The organism is Streptomyces diversicolor, assembly GCF_057537855.1.
Window position 1 is genome coordinate 260,831 of record NZ_BAAJXA010000001.1, and the last position, 14,688, is coordinate 275,518.

A 14,688-nucleotide genomic window follows, 5' to 3' on the forward strand; every position below is an offset into this window, starting at 1 on the left:
GACGGCGCACAACGGCCCGACCAGCGGAGCGCTCAGTCGAGGCCGCCCAGCACGTTCTGGTCCCAGTCGATCACGGACCCGGTCACCACACCGGACCGCTCGGACAGCAGGAACACCACGAAGTCGGCGATCTCCTCCGGCTGACCGAGCTTGCCCATCGGCAGCCGGGCGGCCGCCTGCTCGCGCCAGTCGTCCCCGGCCCCGTGAAAGGTCCGCTGTGTCGCGTCCTCGCCCTCGGTGGCCGTCCAGCCGATGTTCAGGCCGTTGATCCGGATCCGGTCCCAGCGGTGGGCGTGCGCCGCGTTGCGGGTCAGACCGATCAGGCCCGCCTTGGCGGCGACGTACGGGGCGAGGAACGGCTGACCGCCGTGCGCCGAGGACGTGATGATGTTGACGATCGTGCCGGGCGCCCCGCGCGCCACCATGTCGGCGACCGCCGCCTGCATGGCGAAGAACGGCCCCTTCAGGTTGATCGCGATGTGCGCGTCGAACAGCTCGGGCGTGGTGTCCAGCAGGGTGCCGCGCGAGGTGAGCCCCGCCGAGTTGACCAGGCAGTCGATCCGGCCGTACGCGGCGACCACCTCAGCCACGGCCGCCTTGGCCTGCTCGGCGTCGGCGAGGTCGGCCCGCACGTACCGTGCCTTGCCGCCCGCCGCCGCCAGCTCGGCGACCAGCGCCTCGCCCGGCTCGGGGCGCCGCCCGGTCACGGCGACGGTGGCTCCCTCGCTCACGGCGACCCGCGCGACGGCGGCGCCCACGCCCTGGCTGCCGCCGTTGACGAGGACCACCTTGTCGTCGAGAAGTCCCATGATGTGCCTGCCTTTTCAGCTTTCGTGCGTTCTTCGTCCGCCCTCGGCGGCTTTCATCGACCCTCACCGGTTCCAGTCGGTTTCAGAAGGTCTTCGTCAGCTCGCGCGCCGCTCGGCGCCGGCCCGCAGCCCGTCCCGCAGGGCCTGCGGGGTCCACTCCTCGCGCACCGCCCGCCGTACCAGGTCCGCCTGGCTGGGCGGGGCCAGACCGTCGAGCGGCGGGTCGCGGTCGAGGTTGGTGGGGAACGGGTAGCCCTCGGCGCTCGCCGCGATCACCCGGTCCAGCCACGGCTCGCCCACACCCTCGGCGTGCCGCTTCAGCAGCACCGGGAAGACCGCGTTCACCACGGCCTGCCGGTCCACCGTCTCCATCGCCCGGCCGAACGCCGAGGACACCTGGAGCAGATTGGCCATGCGCCGCACGTCCGCGGAGCGGTTCGCGCCGGCGGCGTGGAACAGCGCGGGGTTGAAGAAGACCGCGTCGCCCTTGGCCAGCGGGAGCTGGACGTGGTGCTCCTCGAAGTACGCCCGGAACCGCGGGAGCCGCCAGGCCAGATAACCGGGCTCGTACCGCTGCGAGTACGGCAGATACAGCGTCGGCCCCGACTCGACGGGCATGTCGCAGTGGGCGACCGCGCCTTGGAGGGTCAGCACGGGCGAGAGACGGTGCACATGCGCCGGGTAGGCGGCGGCGGCCTCACCCGTGAGGAAGCCCAGGTGGTAGTCGCGGTGCGGGAACTGGGCGGCGCCGCCCGGGTTGACGACGTTGATCTGCGAGGTGACCTGGTAGCCGGGCCCGAGCCAGGCCGTCGAGACGAGGGCCAGGATGTCGTTGGCGTAGTAGTCGGCGAACGTTTCAGGGTCGGCGAGCGCCGCCTTCTCCAGGGCGTTCCACACCCGGTCGTTGGTGCCCGGCGCGGCGAAGTGGTCGCCGGCCGACGCACCCGCGGCCCGCTGCTCGGCGATCAGCGCGTCGAACACGGCGGTGGCCCGGTCCACGACCGAGGTGTCGGGGAAGGCGCCCTCGAAGACCACGACACCGGGCCCGTCGGTCAGCGCGCGGACCAGCTCCGCCGCGACCTCGCGCGCGTCGCCGGCGGCGCGCAGCCGGGCGCTGTCGTAGACGAGGACGTTGTGCCGCACCGCCGAGGCGTGTGGATGGTCGGCGAGCCGGGTGGTCCGCCCGACGAGCGCCCGGAACGCGTCGAGATCGCAGTCCCGTTCGGACAGCCAGGCACGGCCCTGCGCGGCGGTGACGGACATCGGCGTCCCTCTTTTCGGTCACGGGGCTGACGTGGTGGTGCCATTCTTGTCAGTACAAACCCCTCGAACAACCAGCAGGCAGCCATCAAAAACCCCTCACCGAACCGAGGAGCCTCCTGCCATGGGCCACCCCTTCCCGATCCGTGAGATCGCCCGCCAGGCCGGTCTGAGCGAGGCCACCGTGGACCGTGTCCTGAACGGCAGGGGAGGGGTCCGGGAGAGCACCGCGCGGGAGGTGCACCGGGCCATCGCCGACCTGGACCGGCAGCGCACCCAGGTGCGGCTCGTCGGGCGCACCTTCATGGTCGACATCGTGATGCAGGCGCCCGAGCGGTTCACCACCGCCGTGCGCGCCGCCCTGGAGGCCGAACTGCCCGGCCTGCACCCGGCGGTGCTGCGCTCCCGCTTCCACTTCCGGGAGACCGGGCCGGCCGCCGAGCAGGTCAGCACCCTGGACCGGATAGCCAGGCGCGGTTCGCAGGGCGTGATCCTCAAGGCACCGGACGTCCCCGAGGTGACCGCGGCCGTCGGCCGGCTCACCGCCGCGGGCGTCCCCGTGGTCACCCTGGTGACCGATCTGCCCGCCAGCGGCCGGCTCGCCTACGTCGGCATCGACAACCGGGCGGCGGGCGCGACGGCCGCCTACCTCATGGGCCAGTGGCTCGGCGACCGTCCCGGCCATGTGCTCACCAGCCTGAGCAGCGGCTTCTTCCGCAACGAGGAGGAGCGCGAGATGGGCTTCCGCAGCGCCATGCGGGCCCTGCACCCGGAGCGCAGGCTCATCGAGATCGCCGAGGGGCAGGGCCTGGACGCCACCCAGTACGACCTCGTCCGGGCCGCCCTGGAACACGAACCGGAGATCCGCGCGGTCTACTCGATCGGCGGTGGCAACATCGCCACCCTGCGGGCCTTCGCCGACCTCGGCCGCGAGTGCGCCGTGTTCGTCGCCCACGACCTGGACCACGACAACACCGCGCTGCTGCGCGAACACCGGCTGTCCGCGGTGCTCCACCACGATCTGCGCCACGATCTGCGCGAGGCATGTCATCTGGTGATGCGCGCCCACGGCGCGCTGCCGCCCGCCGGGCCCACCCTGCCGTCCGCGATCCAGGTGGTCACGCCCTACAACATGCCTACGACACCGGCAGGTTGACCCAGGACCCGGTTTCCGCGGACCGGGCCATCGCGTCCAGCACGACGGCGCTGTGCACGGCGTCCGCGAGGGTGGTGCCGTGCGGGGTGCCCTCGGCGATCGACCGCAGGAACCGGTACGCCTCGATGACCTTGAGGTCGTCGTAGCCCATGGCGTTGGCCGCCCCGGGCTGGAAGGCGCCGAACTCGCCCTGGCCGGGGCCCACATACACCGTACTGACCGGCTGGTCCTGGTACGTCGTGCCGCGGCTGACCGCGAGTTCGTTCATCCGGCGGAAGTCCCAGGACACCGCGCCCCTGGTGCCGTGCACCTCGAAGCCGTAGTTGTTCTGTTCGCCGACCGACACCCGGCAGGCCTCAAGGACGCCCCGGGCACCGGAGGCGAAGCGCAGCAGACAGCTGACGTAGTCCTCGTTCTCCACCGGGCCCGACACACCTCCGGAGGCGAGCGCATGGCCCGCGGTCGCGCCCGTGGGGCGGGCCCGCTCGGGGACGAAGATCGCGGTGTCGGCGGTCAGCGACGCGATGTCGCCGAGCAGGAAGCGGGCCAGGTCGGCGCCGTGCGAGGCGAGGTCGCCGAGGACCCCGCTGCCGCCGCGCTCACGCTCGTAGCGCCAGGTCAGGGCGCCGTCCGGATGGGCCGCGTAGTCGCTGAACAGGCGGATGCGGACATGGGTGACGGCGCCGATCTCGCCGCCGGCGATCAGCTCGCGGGCACTTTCCACGGCAGGCGCGTTGCGGTAGTTGAAGCCGACCGCGCCCTGCACCCCGGTCCCGGCCACGGCGTCCGCCACCGCCCGCGCGTCGTCGGCGGTCAGCCCCACCGGCTTCTCGATCCAGATGTGCTTGCCCGCCTCGGCCATCGCGACACCGATCTGGCGGTGCAGGAAGTTGGGCGCGGTGATGCTGACCGCCCGCACCCGGGGGTCGGCCGCCACCTCGCGCCAGTCGCGGGTGGTCGAGGCGAACCCGAACTGCCGGGCCGCCTCCTCGGCCCGGCCCGGCACCTCCTCGGCGACGGTGACCAGCCGGGGCCGCAGACCCAGTTGCGGATAGTGGTGCGGGACCCGGGCGTACGCCTGGGTGTGCACCCGGCCCATCCAGCCGAACCCGATGACGGCGACACCGAGCGCATCCACCATGGCAGCCCCTCTTTGGAACGGTCCACATCCTGTCCACGCCACCCTCGGAGGCGGAAACCGCCTGTGTCAAGCCCTTTGACAGGCGCGGGTGCCGCGTGGAACGGTCCATGCCATGAGACCTCCGACGATTCGCGATGTGGCCGACCGGGCCGGCGTCTCCAAGTCGCTGGTCTCCCTGGTGCTGCGCGGCTCGGGTCAGGTGCGCCCGGAGAAGCGGGACGCCGTGCTCAGGGCCGTACGGGAACTCGGCTACCGGCCGAACGCCGCCGCGCGCAGCCTCAGCGAGCAGCGCTCGCGCACCGTGGGTGTGCTCCTCGACGACCTGCGCAACCCCTGGTTCGTCGACCTGCTCGACGGACTGAACCCCCTGCTGCACGCGGGCGGTCTGCACATGCTGCTGGCCGACGCCCGACTGAGCCGCCGCACCGGCGGCCGGCTCACCGGCCCCTTCCTCGACCTCGGGGTGGACGGCCTCGTGGTGGTCGGCACGCTGCCCGATCCGGGCGTCCTCGACACGGTCGCGCAGCGGCTCCCGGTGGTCGTCGCGGGCGCCCGGGAGCCGACGCCCGCGGGCGTGGACCTCGTGGCGGGCGACGACGAGGCCGGCGCGCGCCTCGCCACCGAACACCTCATCGGGCTCGGCCACCGGCGCATCGCCCATCTCGTGGGCCAGGGAGCCGTCGGCGAGCTGCGGCGGCGCGGTTTCGAGGCGACGATGCGCGCGCACGGCCTCGCGGACCAGGCGCTCGTCGAGCCCGGCGACATGACGGAGGAGGGCGGATACCGCGGCGCCGTGCGGCTGCTCGGCCGCCCGGACCGGCCCACCGCCGTCTTCGCGGTCAACGACATCGCCTGCGTGGGCGTGCTGTCGGCGGCCGGCGAACTGGGCCTGCGGATCCCCGGGGACCTCTCCGTGGCCGGGTACGACAACACGAGCATCGCCCGGCTGCGCCACCTGTGGCTCACCACCGTCGACACGGCCCCGCACGAGGTCGGCCACCGGGCCGCCCGCTTCCTCCTCGACCGCTTCGAGCGGCCCGAAGGACCCGGGCGGCTGCACCTGGCCACCCCGACGCTGCGGATCCGGGGCACCACGGCGGCGCCGCCGGGCCTCACAGGTTGATCGCGTACACCTTGCGCAGCGTCTCGTGCACCGTCCACGTCGTACGGTCGCCCGCGCGCAGCACGACCAGGTCACCGGGCCCGACCCGCAGGGTCGGCCCGCCCTCGACCTCGATCGTGGCACGGCCGCTGACCACCGTGAACAGCTCGTCGGACTCGGTGTCGGTGACGACGCCCGGGGTGATCTGCCAGATCCCGCGCAGCTGCCGGCCGTCCGGCGACTCCCAGAGCACCTTCCCGGTCACCTGCGGCGAGCCGGAGACGATCTGCGCCGCGTCCAGCGGCTCGGGTTCGAGGTCGGCGTCCGGGACGTGGAGAGCGAAGCTGTGCGTCATGGGGCGACCCTAGCGAGCCCGTACGGCCGCCGGCCGTGGACAGGGTGTGCGGCATCGGGCCCGGCGGACGGACACTGCGTCGGGTGGCGCGGCGGCGCCCCCGGCCCGGCGCGGGTGACCGTGGGAGACATGCCCGACTCCACGCCGGCCGGCGCGGCGGCGCACCGGCACGGCGTCCGGGATGCCGCCCTGTTCGGCGGGGTCCACGGCGCCGTACCGGCCGGCTCGATTCTCGCCGCGCTCTGCGCCGGCGGAGGGATTCCCGGGGTGTGTTGCGCGGTGGTCGTCGTGTCGGCGGACGGAGTGCCGTGTGCGGCGGGCGGTGGTCGTCGAGTGGGCGGTGACCCGGGGGTGGGTCGTCGCCGTGGTCTCAGGGGGTCGTGCGGACGCCGTCCAGGGCGATGGCCAGGACGCGGTCGCGTTGCGCGTCGTCCTCGAAGGCCGTCGCGGTGATCCCGGCGACCATCCGCAGCAGATCGCCGAACTCCATGTCCGCGCGCGCCACCCCGGCCCGCTGCGCCCGCTCCAGCAGCGGGCCGCCGGCGGCGTACATCGAGCCGCGGCAGGCCTGGAAGATCTCCGACTCGTCGTCCAGTGCCTCGCGCACCGCGCGCTTGGTGACCATGTAGCCCGCGAACCGGTCGAGCCAGGCCACCAGCGCCTCCCACGGCTCCAGCACGGCGACCTCGGCGGCGGCCCGGCACAGGGCGTTGACGTCGTCCGCGTAGACGCTCTCGAACAGATCACGGCGGGTGGGGAAGTTCCGGTACAGCGTGCCGATGCCGACGCCCGCGCGGCGGGCGATGTCCTCCAGGGACGCCTCGGCGCCGTTCTCCGCGAACGCGTCGCGCGCGGCGGCGAGCAGGGCGTCGTAGTTGCGGGCGGCGTCCTTACGGTGCGGACGCCGGGACGCGACGATCTCGCTGACGGGGAACTGCGGGGCGGTCACTGCTGCCTCCCGGGGCCGACCGGATTGAAGCGGAGGAATCCCTCCGGTACAGTGGAGGTGTGCCTCCACTTTAGCAGTGCGGAGTGGATACGCCGCGGGCAGACGTGCCCGCGCCGCGACGGCACCTCCCTGACTCGTTCGCTCCGCGCCACGTTCCTTGCGCGCTCCCCTTCAAAGAGGCCCTTTCATGCCCCGGAAGTCCTCCCGCCTCACGTTCGCGGTCCTCGCGACCGGTGCGGGCGTGTTCTCCATGCTGCAGTCACTGATCGCGCCGGCCCTGCCGACCGTCCAGCACGCACTGCACACCTCACAGTCCACCGCGACCTGGGTGATGACCGCCTACCTGCTGTCCGCCTCGGTCTTCACCCCCATCCTCGGCCGCGTCGGCGACCTCGTCGGCCGGAAGCGCACCCTCGTCGCGGTCCTCGTCGCCGTGCTGGCCGGCTGTCTGCTCGCGGCGCTCGCGCCCACCGTCGGCGTGCTGATCGTCGCCCGGGTCGTGCAGGGCGCCGGCGGTGCCCTGTTCCCGCTGTCCTTCGGCATCATCCGCGACGAGTTCGCCCCGTCGCAGGTGAGCCGCAGCATCAGCAACCTGTCCGCGGTGATCGCGGCGGGCGGCGGCGTCGGCATCGTGGCCGCGGGCCCCATCGTCTCCGCCCTGGACTACCGCTGGCTGTTCTGGATACCGGTCGCCGTCGTCGCCGTGACCACGCTGATCGCCCTCCGCTATGTCCCCGAATCGGCCCACAGGGCCGAGGGGAGCGTCAGCTGGCTGGGCGCCGTGCTGCTCTCCGGCTGGCTGGTGGCGCTGCTGCTGCCGCTGAGCCAGGCGGTGCGCTGGGGCTGGGGCTCGGCCAGGGTGCTCGGGCTGTTCGCCGCCGCCGTGCTCCTGTTCGCGCTGTGGCTGCGCGTCGAGGCCCGCTCCCGTAACCCGCTCATCGACCTGCGCGTCATGCGGCTGCCCGCCGTGTGGACCACCAACACCGCCGCCCTGCTGTTCGGCGCCGGCATGTACGCGATCTGGTCCTTCCTGCCCGCCTTCGTCCAGACGCCCCGCACGGCCGGATACGGCTTCGGCGCCGGCGTCACCGCGTCCGGACTGCTCATGCTGCCGATGCTCCTCGCCATGTTCCTCTCCGGCCTGCTCGGCGGCCGGCTCGCCCCCGTCCTCAGCGCCCGGGTGCAGCTCACCACCGGCGCCGCGCTCGGCGCGTTCGCCTGCGGCTTCCTCGCGCTGTGGCACGACCGGCAGTGGCAGATCGGTTTTGTCTCGGGCGTGTTCGGACTCGGCATCGGGCTGGCCTTCGCCTCGATGGCCAACCTCATCGTGGGCAGCGTGCCGCCCGCCGAGACCGGCGCCGCCACCGGCATGAACGCCAACATCCGCACCATCGGCGGCTCCATCGGCGCCGCGCTGACCAGCGTCCTGGTCACCGGCCGGCTCCAGCCCTCCGGCCTGCCCGAGGCCGCCGGGTACACGCACGCCTTCGCCCTGCTGGCGCTGCTGTGCCTGGGCGCCGCCGGCGCCGCGCTCCTCGTACCGTCCCGCCCGGCCGGCCGCCCCACCGAGCCGCCCGCCGCACGCCCGGCACCGGCACCCGCCCGCGTGCGGTAGGGTTGACCTGCGCGATCACGCGGAACCCACCGCGTGACACCGCACCGGGACGTGGCGCAGCTTGGTAGCGCACTTGACTGGGGGTCAAGGGGTCGCAGGTTCAAATCCTGTCGTCCCGACTTGAGAGAGTCGCAGGTCAGGGCCGGTTTCGGAGGTGTCCGAAACCGGCCCTTGATCATTCTTGGGGACCAGTTGGGGACCGGCGGCCTTGACCGGGGTCAGCGGGTCACGACGATCGGGCTCGGCAGCGAGCGCGGAGCCCGGAGCACGCTGAGGTGCGCGGAGAGCGCCGCCCCGGCGGCCGTGATCTTGTGTACGTCCGGGTGCAGGTAGCGCTGGGTGGTGGTCAGGGACCCGTGGCCGGCGATCCTGCGTAGGACATGTACCTGGACTCCGGCGTCGGCGAACCAGGTCAGTCCGGTGTGCCGGAGGTCGTGGCGGCGCAGGTGCTCGTAGCCGAGCTTGGTGACCACGTCGTCCCAGTGTGTGGCGTCGCGCAGGACGGCGGTGGAGATGCGTCCGCCGCGAGGGCCGGTGAACAGGCGGGCGTCGGGATCGGGGCCGGCGGACAGGATGCGCTGGGCGACGAGGGGGCGGATCTCCTCGACGATGGGAACCTTGCGGGTCCGCTTGCCTTTGGTGCCCTTGTCGGTCAGCCCGCCGGGCGCGGGTGTGGTCTGGCGCCGCACGGTCCAGATCCACTGGGTGGTGTCGATGTCCCCGGCACGGCAGCCTGAGGCCTCGCCGATCCGTGCGGCGGTGCACGCGGCGAAGATGACCACGTTCCCTCAGCTGCGGTACTGGTCGTGGGAGGTGGCCACGAGTGCGTCGGCCGGCGCGATGAGGGTCTCCCAGTTGGGCAGGGCCAGTGCGCGTGGGTTGAGGAGTTCGTCCTCGGCCTGCTTGTAGAGTTTCTGCCAGCCGGTCACCCGGGCGGGGTTGGCCTTGATGATGCCGTCACGCACTGCCTGTTCCATGACGCGGACCAGGACGGCGATGGTGTTCTTCACCGTGGAGCGGCTGTGCTCTTCGGCGATCCAGTTCTGCACGGTGCGGTCGACGACACCATTGGTGATCATCCGCACCGCGAGGTGGCCCAGGGCGGGGACAACACGCGTCCGCCACCCCGACAGGTAGGGGTCCAGCGTTTTCAACTCCAGGCCGCGCAGGGCGAGGTCCATGTTCGCGTCGCCGTATTCGGCGAGCTTCATGGTGGCCTGCGACGGGCTCAGGCCGGCCTCTGCGGCCTCGATGATGGCCTGGAGCCATTCCTGTGCTTCTTCTTCGCTGTCCTTTCCCTCGGACAGTGACTGGCGGCGCTTGCTGGTCGGATCGGTCCACCGGACGCGTGCCCGGTAGGGAGTGGGGCGGTCAGGACGGTACTCGATATCGGTCGAGAGCCGGACACCGACAGGAACGTTGGTCTTATCGGCCATTGAGTCCCTTGGTCGGGACGGTACGTCGGTGGCGCAGCCATTCCTCGACGTCGAGGGCGCTGTACATGACGACGCGTTCCGAGATCGTGACGAATGGCGGCCCCTGGGGTGGCTGGGCGGTGCGCCGGCGGCGCAGGGTGGAGGCGTCGACTCTCAGGCAGGCAGCGAGGTCACTGGTTGAATACCAGGCGCTGGTGAGGAGAGGCGCTCGGCTGTCAGGTGATACGGCATGATGGTGAGTAACTGCGGGGTCCGCTGTGGACTCCTTCTCACGGTGCGGTTCGGTGTTGGCAATGGTTGCTATCGGTTCATTGAGCAAGTGCGGCTATTTTCCCGGGAGTACGGAACACCAGACGGATCTGCGGAAGAGTCCCGAGACGGACAGCACAGCTCGCGAACGGAGAACGCGCAGGGGGTTTCCAGCAGGCAGCGGCGACGCGCCTTCGTCATCGCTTCGATCTGTGGTTGTGCTCGGGTGTGGACGTTGGTGCATTAATCGTCTCCGGAAACGCCGGTTTGGCTAACCGGCGTTTCCGGGCTGTGTTGCCGCCGAGTGGGACGGCGATAAGCGGTCATTCGGATGTTTCACTGCCATGTCCATTGACGCAGCCTGGAAGTCCCAGGAGGGTCCCAGAGGTCTTGGTTTCTGCTGATCAGGCATGGTTTTGCTCGGGTTGAGGGAGGCATCGTGACGTCTTGTGTCCGCTTCATGGCCGAGGGGTGCGCGGTGACGTCGGTGCTGCGAATGCTGGAGGAGCGAGAGGCGGCTGCCCGCGTGCGGGTGGAGGGCTTGCGGGAGGAAGTCTCGCGGCTGGCTGACGTGTTGGAGGCCGCGGAGATCGAGCTGGACCGGCGGGTGATCGCGCGGGAGGAACTGGTCGAGGCCCTGGCAGTCTGCTCGGCCGAGTCCAGTGCCGTGACCACGACCGAGGCGGAGGAGAAAACGGCGCCGTCGCTCGCGCCGGTGCTGGGCTCGACGGTGCCGCCCTGGCGGGAAGGGCTGCCAGTGACGGTTCTGGCGCCGGACTACCAGCGGATTCTTGGTCTGCTGGTGGTACACCCCGTACGTGACATTGACCTGCGCGTACGGGGGTCTTAGCTGTCTGATGACATACCCTGGCCCGCGCATGGTCCGGATCTTGGTCGCCGGTCGGTTAGGGGATGGAGCGCGGCCACATAATACGGACGCCGAAACCGGGCGTTGTGGCGACAAGGCTGTAGGCCATGGGGCTCTCAATTGGTGTGAGGAGTACGGAACCGCGGCTGTCACGGGGCGAGACCATGACGCCTTGACACCTGGGTACGAACCGGACCCCTCCGCTCGCGCGGAGACGACACGGCGACCGGGCTGCACTGGCGACACGCGAACGGACCCCCTCCGCTCGCGCGGAGACGACCGCAACTACGAGCACGACTTCGACGTGCCGTACGGACCACCTCCGCTCGCGCGGAGACGACATCAACGGCGCCGCACTGCGCCGCGAGACCGGCGGACCACCTCCGCTCGCGCGGAGACGACGAGCAGACCAGGCCGAACTCGTACTCGACGCCCGGAGCACCTCCGCTCGCGCGGAGACGACTCTACAGGCGCGTATGGAGCAAAGCACGCGAGGCGCTGCTTACGCCGTACGAGTACACATCCCCCGCAGGAAAGCGCGTTTACGACTGCCGTCATACCTGCCTCACGGGATGGCTGAACGCCGGCATCCCCCCAGCGCAGGTCGCCGAATGGGCCGGCAACAGTGTGGCCGTGCTTCTTGCGACCTACGCCCGATGCGTTACGGGGCAGCTCGCGAACTACCAGAAGCAGATCGAGGCGGTCCACCCGGTAACGGCGCGAGTAGCGCCGATGCCTCTTGCCGGCGCGGCGCGGCGCGGCCCGGCACGTCTCGGTGGCGTCGCGTAGCGGTCCGTGGCTCATGGTGATGGGTCACGGACCGCTTGTGTGACTGGAGGCTCGCTCGGGGAGACAGAGGGCCCGATCCCTGGGGGGAGCATGGGGGACAGATACCCGTAGAGACCCGGGTTCAGCCGGTGTCAGCCGGAACTCGGCAGGGTCGACGCCCTCAACCGGATCAACCTGAAAATCCGGCGCGTACCCCATCTGACCAGCGAGAATACCCTCCCGCGGGAGGGTGGTGACTGGCGCCCCCGGCAGGACTCGAACCTGCGGCCAAGCGCTTAGAAGGCTCCTGGCCGGTCATGATCTAAACCGCCGCTGACCTGCGCCTTCTCTTCAACCTGGCGATCCGTCAATTGCGCTGGGGGACAAATAGGGGAACGGCGCCGGATTGGAGGGGGCCGGGGATGCGTCCCCTCCCTGGGGCCGCTCGCTCCACCGTTATTACGCGGCAGAGAGGTCTCTCGACTTTCGCCTTTCTGACCAACTGTCAGTTAGTCAGCTCGCACGGGTGACCTGTGGCCATCGGCCCGGCCGGGAGGCAGACGCCAAGGAAGCATCGGCGGTGCTTATGTCGCCTGCTGTGAGGGACCCGCCGATGCTTCCGGATCCGACCGTACCCGCATCTCTGCTCGCTGTGCTGGGCTCTTTACGCGGCAGCTTCACCTCGCCGACCTTCTCCACCTTCGCCGCGCTGGTCACCGGGCTGATCGCGAACACCGGCGGGGGCACCGTCACCGGGATGCTGCTGGGCGTGACTTGACGCGTCACTGGTCTCACGACCGGGCCCGGGCCGGGACGCGACATTGCCCGAATTGGCGTCCTCTATGGGGCACTCCGCCCGGCCTGTGCCGCTCGACCAGCACCGCCCGCCGGCCCTGCGGCCCAGCGCCGTCACACTGAGTAGTGCATTACTCACGACATGACACCGCCTCAAAGGTAGGTTTCCCACCGCCCGCGTATGACGTAGGGGTGTTCAAGCCCGAGCCCCTTGCGACTTTCTCATGGAGGTCAATCATGCACCGGAGACGAATTGTCGCCCTGGCGGCTGCCCCCACCACCCTGCTCATTGGGTTGGCGATCTTTTCGGCGTCGGCTGCGGACGCGTCCGCCCCAAAGGCACCGACAGCCGTGAGTTCCACCTGCAACGCGCCGACCAGTAACAAGGTCCTCACCGTCCAAGAAGGAATTGCGCTCGTCAAGCAGTGCTCCGCCACGAAGGCGGCGGCCGCCGTGCCGGGGTGGCACTGGATGGGCAATTACGGCTCGGTTTACGACGTGGTCAACGTCGCGAACGGCGGAGGAATTGGAGCCGGCGAACTCATCGCTCAGCCGGGCCCCACGGGCCTCGTCCCTGCCTTTATGTACTACTAAGCCCGCACGCCCTTGGTCAGCACGCCGGCCGGCCAAGGGCTTTACACGGGGGAGGGCCGGGTGCGGCGCCGTTGGTGGCGCCGCACCCGGCCGTCCGTGCGCATGATCAGAAAGCTCAGCAGCAGCTATCTACAACTGCCGTACCTGCGGAATGACATGGATCGTCTTGATCAAGGCGATGAAGACCAGCACCACCAGAATGATCAGGACGATGAAGATCGGTGCGGCCACAGCAGTTCCCTGCCCTTCATGCGTCCCTGGACTGACGTCAGATAGTGCCGTGCAGGAATCTTCCAGATCCACCCCGTGAGTGGGCTTGAGTTCGTGGACAGGAGGTCAGGTGCTTGTCCCAGCGGTGGGTGACGGGCGTGCGAAGCTCACGGAGTACTGGCGCATGTGCCAGGAACGGGATCGCCTGATCCTGGAAGCGAAGAAAGGGGGCTTCTCCAAGGTGGCCATCGCCAAGCTCTCAGGACACTCCCGCAACACAGTGCGGAGTGTCTTGAAGAGGCACGGGATCTCCTACTGTAGGGAACTGGGCCGTACTCCGGACACCGTGCTTCTACACAACCTCGAATCCTCAGTTGAGGGCTTCGTCGGCGCGTGCGCCGTGCTCCAGGAGATGCGCGACGCGGGACTCCGCAAGAACTGGGGGTTTTCCACCTGGATCCACGGTGCCTCCTCGATGCCCACTGGGCCATCCCCCGTCCGGACGTCGTGATGGTCTGCGCCGGCCTGACGGTATCCGCCACAACCCTCAACGCAGTGGACGAACTCATCGACCGTGCGGAAATCACTGAGCTGTGGGGAATGGCCCCCTTCGCGGCACATGCGGGCGATCCGATATGGGAGACCGTGGGCACCTCCACTTTTCTCCTCCTGGGCCAGCAGGGCAGTGCACTGCAGGCAAGCGTCGCCACAGCGTTCGCGATACCCGAAGTCACCAGAGTCGCGGTCGGCACTTCTGTCGTCGAGCATCTCGCCGAAGTGGTCGGTGGCTCGCGACTTGAGGCCAGTGCTGAAAGGGTGACGGAGTATCGGGCGCTGCTGGGTGAGAGGGCTACCGTGAGCGCAGGAGCCATGTCCAGGAAGGACCGACAGCGCAAGCCGCCTTGCATGGCCTCTCGACCGTTGCGCTCGATGACGTCCTCGACGATGTCGAGCGGCGGCTCGGACGGCGGCTCAAGCGCGGGGACAGCCATTTCAGCAAGTGCAACGGCACCGCCGGCTTCCGAACCGACGAAGCCACGTGGGTCCGGCTCGCCTGGCGGCGCCCGGTGGAGATCGACCCCCAGGCTTGGACCGGCTACGAGGCTGCGGCCGCCATCAAAGGTGTGCCTCGTCCCGAATGGGTGGCAGCAGCCGTCTGGACCGACCAGACACACGGCGACTTCACCGGGTGCGTCCACAGGTGACCCAAGGAGGCCGTCAGCAGCCCAGCAGGTGGCGGACGACTACCATGGACCACAGGCGGCCTGGCGCCCTATTGCCGAGGTGATATCGCCCGCCGCGATGTCAGAGTGAACTGCTCTGAGACCGGCAGAGCCTCCAGCCCCGGAGCGGTTCACACCTCAACGAGACGACTTCCTGA

15 protein-coding genes and 1 tRNA gene are annotated in these 14,688 nt (G+C 70.2%); 9 read left to right on the forward strand and 7 right to left on the reverse strand.

Annotated elements, in window-relative coordinates; all coding sequences use genetic code 11:
* Positions 1-32 precede the first annotated feature (32 nt).
* Together AC27LF_RS01040 and AC27LF_RS01045 are read right to left on the reverse strand one after the other, a co-directional pair.
* Entirely contained in the window at positions 33-809 is a 777-nt protein-coding gene (locus tag AC27LF_RS01040) for an SDR family oxidoreductase (protein ID WP_479657943.1), read from the reverse strand.
* 96 nt (positions 810-905) lie between these two features.
* Positions 906-2,072, reverse strand: coding sequence for a phytanoyl-CoA dioxygenase family protein (locus tag AC27LF_RS01045; protein ID WP_479657942.1), 1,167 nt, complete (start codon positions 2,070-2,072; stop codon positions 906-908).
* 121 nt (positions 2,073-2,193) lie between these two features.
* Between AC27LF_RS01045 and AC27LF_RS01050 the strand changes: the two genes are divergently transcribed.
* A complete protein-coding gene (locus tag AC27LF_RS01050; RefSeq protein ID WP_479657941.1) occupies positions 2,194-3,225 on the forward strand; it encodes a LacI family DNA-binding transcriptional regulator in 1,032 nt (343 codons plus the stop codon).
* Here AC27LF_RS01050 and AC27LF_RS01055 read toward each other — a convergent pair.
* Complete coding sequence (locus AC27LF_RS01055; protein WP_479657940.1) at positions 3,206-4,366, reverse strand: Gfo/Idh/MocA family protein; 1,161 nt, start codon at positions 4,364-4,366, stop codon at positions 3,206-3,208. The two genes, AC27LF_RS01050 and AC27LF_RS01055, sit on opposite strands and share 20 nt — an antisense overlap.
* A gap of 112 nt (positions 4,367-4,478) precedes the next feature.
* On the opposite strand from AC27LF_RS01055, the gene AC27LF_RS01060 reads away from it, so the two are divergent.
* The gene (locus AC27LF_RS01060; protein ID WP_479657939.1) at positions 4,479-5,489 is read left to right on the forward strand and encodes a LacI family DNA-binding transcriptional regulator; all 1,011 of its coding nucleotides are present in this window, start codon (positions 4,479-4,481) and stop codon (positions 5,487-5,489) included.
* Here AC27LF_RS01060 and AC27LF_RS01065 read toward each other — a convergent pair.
* The gene (locus AC27LF_RS01065; RefSeq protein WP_479657938.1) at positions 5,479-5,823 is read right to left on the reverse strand and encodes a cupin domain-containing protein; all 345 of its coding nucleotides are present in this window, start codon (positions 5,821-5,823) and stop codon (positions 5,479-5,481) included. The genes AC27LF_RS01060 and AC27LF_RS01065 overlap by 11 nt on opposite strands.
* Positions 5,824-6,193: 370 nt before the next feature.
* Entirely contained in the window at positions 6,194-6,772 is a 579-nt protein-coding gene (locus AC27LF_RS01070; RefSeq protein ID WP_479657937.1) for a TetR/AcrR family transcriptional regulator, read from the reverse strand.
* A gap of 187 nt (positions 6,773-6,959) precedes the next feature.
* Here AC27LF_RS01070 and AC27LF_RS01075 point away from each other — a divergent pair, with 187 nt between their 5' ends.
* Positions 6,960-8,387, forward strand: a complete 1,428-nt coding sequence (locus AC27LF_RS01075) for an MFS transporter (protein WP_479657936.1) — start codon at positions 6,960-6,962, stop codon at positions 8,385-8,387.
* Positions 8,388-8,432: 45 nt separating this feature from the next.
* Positions 8,433-8,506 (forward strand) — tRNA-Pro (locus AC27LF_RS01080).
* 99 nt (positions 8,507-8,605) lie between these two features.
* On the opposite strand, the gene AC27LF_RS01085 is transcribed toward AC27LF_RS01080, so the two are convergent.
* Positions 8,606-9,169: a tyrosine-type recombinase/integrase gene (locus tag AC27LF_RS01085; RefSeq protein WP_479657935.1), complete on the reverse strand. Its 564-nt coding sequence runs from the start codon at positions 9,167-9,169 to the stop codon at positions 8,606-8,608.
* A gap of 6 nt (positions 9,170-9,175) precedes the next feature.
* The gene (locus AC27LF_RS01090) at positions 9,176-9,823 is read right to left on the reverse strand and encodes a hypothetical protein (protein WP_479657934.1); all 648 of its coding nucleotides are present in this window, start codon (positions 9,821-9,823) and stop codon (positions 9,176-9,178) included.
* Between the two features lie 727 nt (positions 9,824-10,550).
* Here AC27LF_RS01090 and AC27LF_RS01095 point away from each other — a divergent pair.
* From AC27LF_RS01095 to AC27LF_RS01115, 5 genes are all read left to right on the forward strand, one after another.
* Entirely contained in the window at positions 10,551-10,922 is a 372-nt protein-coding gene (locus AC27LF_RS01095) for a hypothetical protein (protein WP_479657933.1), read from the forward strand.
* Between the two features lie 1,399 nt (positions 10,923-12,321).
* Positions 12,322-12,486 carry a hypothetical protein gene (locus tag AC27LF_RS01100; protein WP_479657932.1) on the forward strand — a complete coding sequence of 55 codons (165 nt, stop codon included), beginning with the start codon at positions 12,322-12,324 and terminating at the stop codon, positions 12,484-12,486.
* 254 nt (positions 12,487-12,740) lie between these two features.
* Positions 12,741-13,097, forward strand: a complete 357-nt coding sequence (locus AC27LF_RS01105; protein ID WP_479657931.1) for a hypothetical protein — start codon at positions 12,741-12,743, stop codon at positions 13,095-13,097.
* Positions 13,098-13,437: 340 nt separating this feature from the next.
* On the forward strand, positions 13,438-13,818 hold the full coding sequence (locus tag AC27LF_RS01110) for a hypothetical protein (protein ID WP_479657930.1): 381 nt from the start codon (positions 13,438-13,440) through the stop codon (positions 13,816-13,818).
* A gap of 391 nt (positions 13,819-14,209) precedes the next feature.
* Positions 14,210-14,512 carry a hypothetical protein gene (locus AC27LF_RS01115; RefSeq protein WP_479657929.1) on the forward strand — a complete coding sequence of 101 codons (303 nt, stop codon included), beginning with the start codon at positions 14,210-14,212 and terminating at the stop codon, positions 14,510-14,512.
* The last annotated feature ends 176 nt before the right edge of the window (positions 14,513-14,688 follow it).

Excerpts from the sequence above, each read along its gene's own strand:
- AC27LF_RS01050 (WP_479657941.1), top strand. The coding sequence starts at position 2,194 with ATGGGCCACCCCTTCCCGATCCGTGAGATCGCCCGCCAGGCCGGTCTG.
- AC27LF_RS01045 (WP_479657942.1), bottom strand. The coding sequence starts at position 2,072 with ATGTCCGTCACCGCCGCGCAGGGCCGTGCCTGGCTGTCCGAACGGGAC.
- AC27LF_RS01105 (WP_479657931.1), top strand. The coding sequence starts at position 12,741 with ATGCACCGGAGACGAATTGTCGCCCTGGCGGCTGCCCCCACCACCCTG.
- AC27LF_RS01100 (WP_479657932.1), top strand. The coding sequence starts at position 12,322 with ATGCTTCCGGATCCGACCGTACCCGCATCTCTGCTCGCTGTGCTGGGC.
- AC27LF_RS01055 (WP_479657940.1), bottom strand. The coding sequence starts at position 4,366 with ATGGTGGATGCGCTCGGTGTCGCCGTCATCGGGTTCGGCTGGATGGGC.
- AC27LF_RS01090 (WP_479657934.1), bottom strand. The coding sequence starts at position 9,823 with ATGGCCGATAAGACCAACGTTCCTGTCGGTGTCCGGCTCTCGACCGAT.
- AC27LF_RS01075 (WP_479657936.1), top strand. The coding sequence starts at position 6,960 with ATGCCCCGGAAGTCCTCCCGCCTCACGTTCGCGGTCCTCGCGACCGGT.
- AC27LF_RS01065 (WP_479657938.1), bottom strand. The coding sequence starts at position 5,823 with ATGACGCACAGCTTCGCTCTCCACGTCCCGGACGCCGACCTCGAACCC.
- AC27LF_RS01060 (WP_479657939.1), top strand. The coding sequence starts at position 4,479 with ATGAGACCTCCGACGATTCGCGATGTGGCCGACCGGGCCGGCGTCTCC.
- AC27LF_RS01040 (WP_479657943.1), bottom strand. The coding sequence starts at position 809 with ATGGGACTTCTCGACGACAAGGTGGTCCTCGTCAACGGCGGCAGCCAG.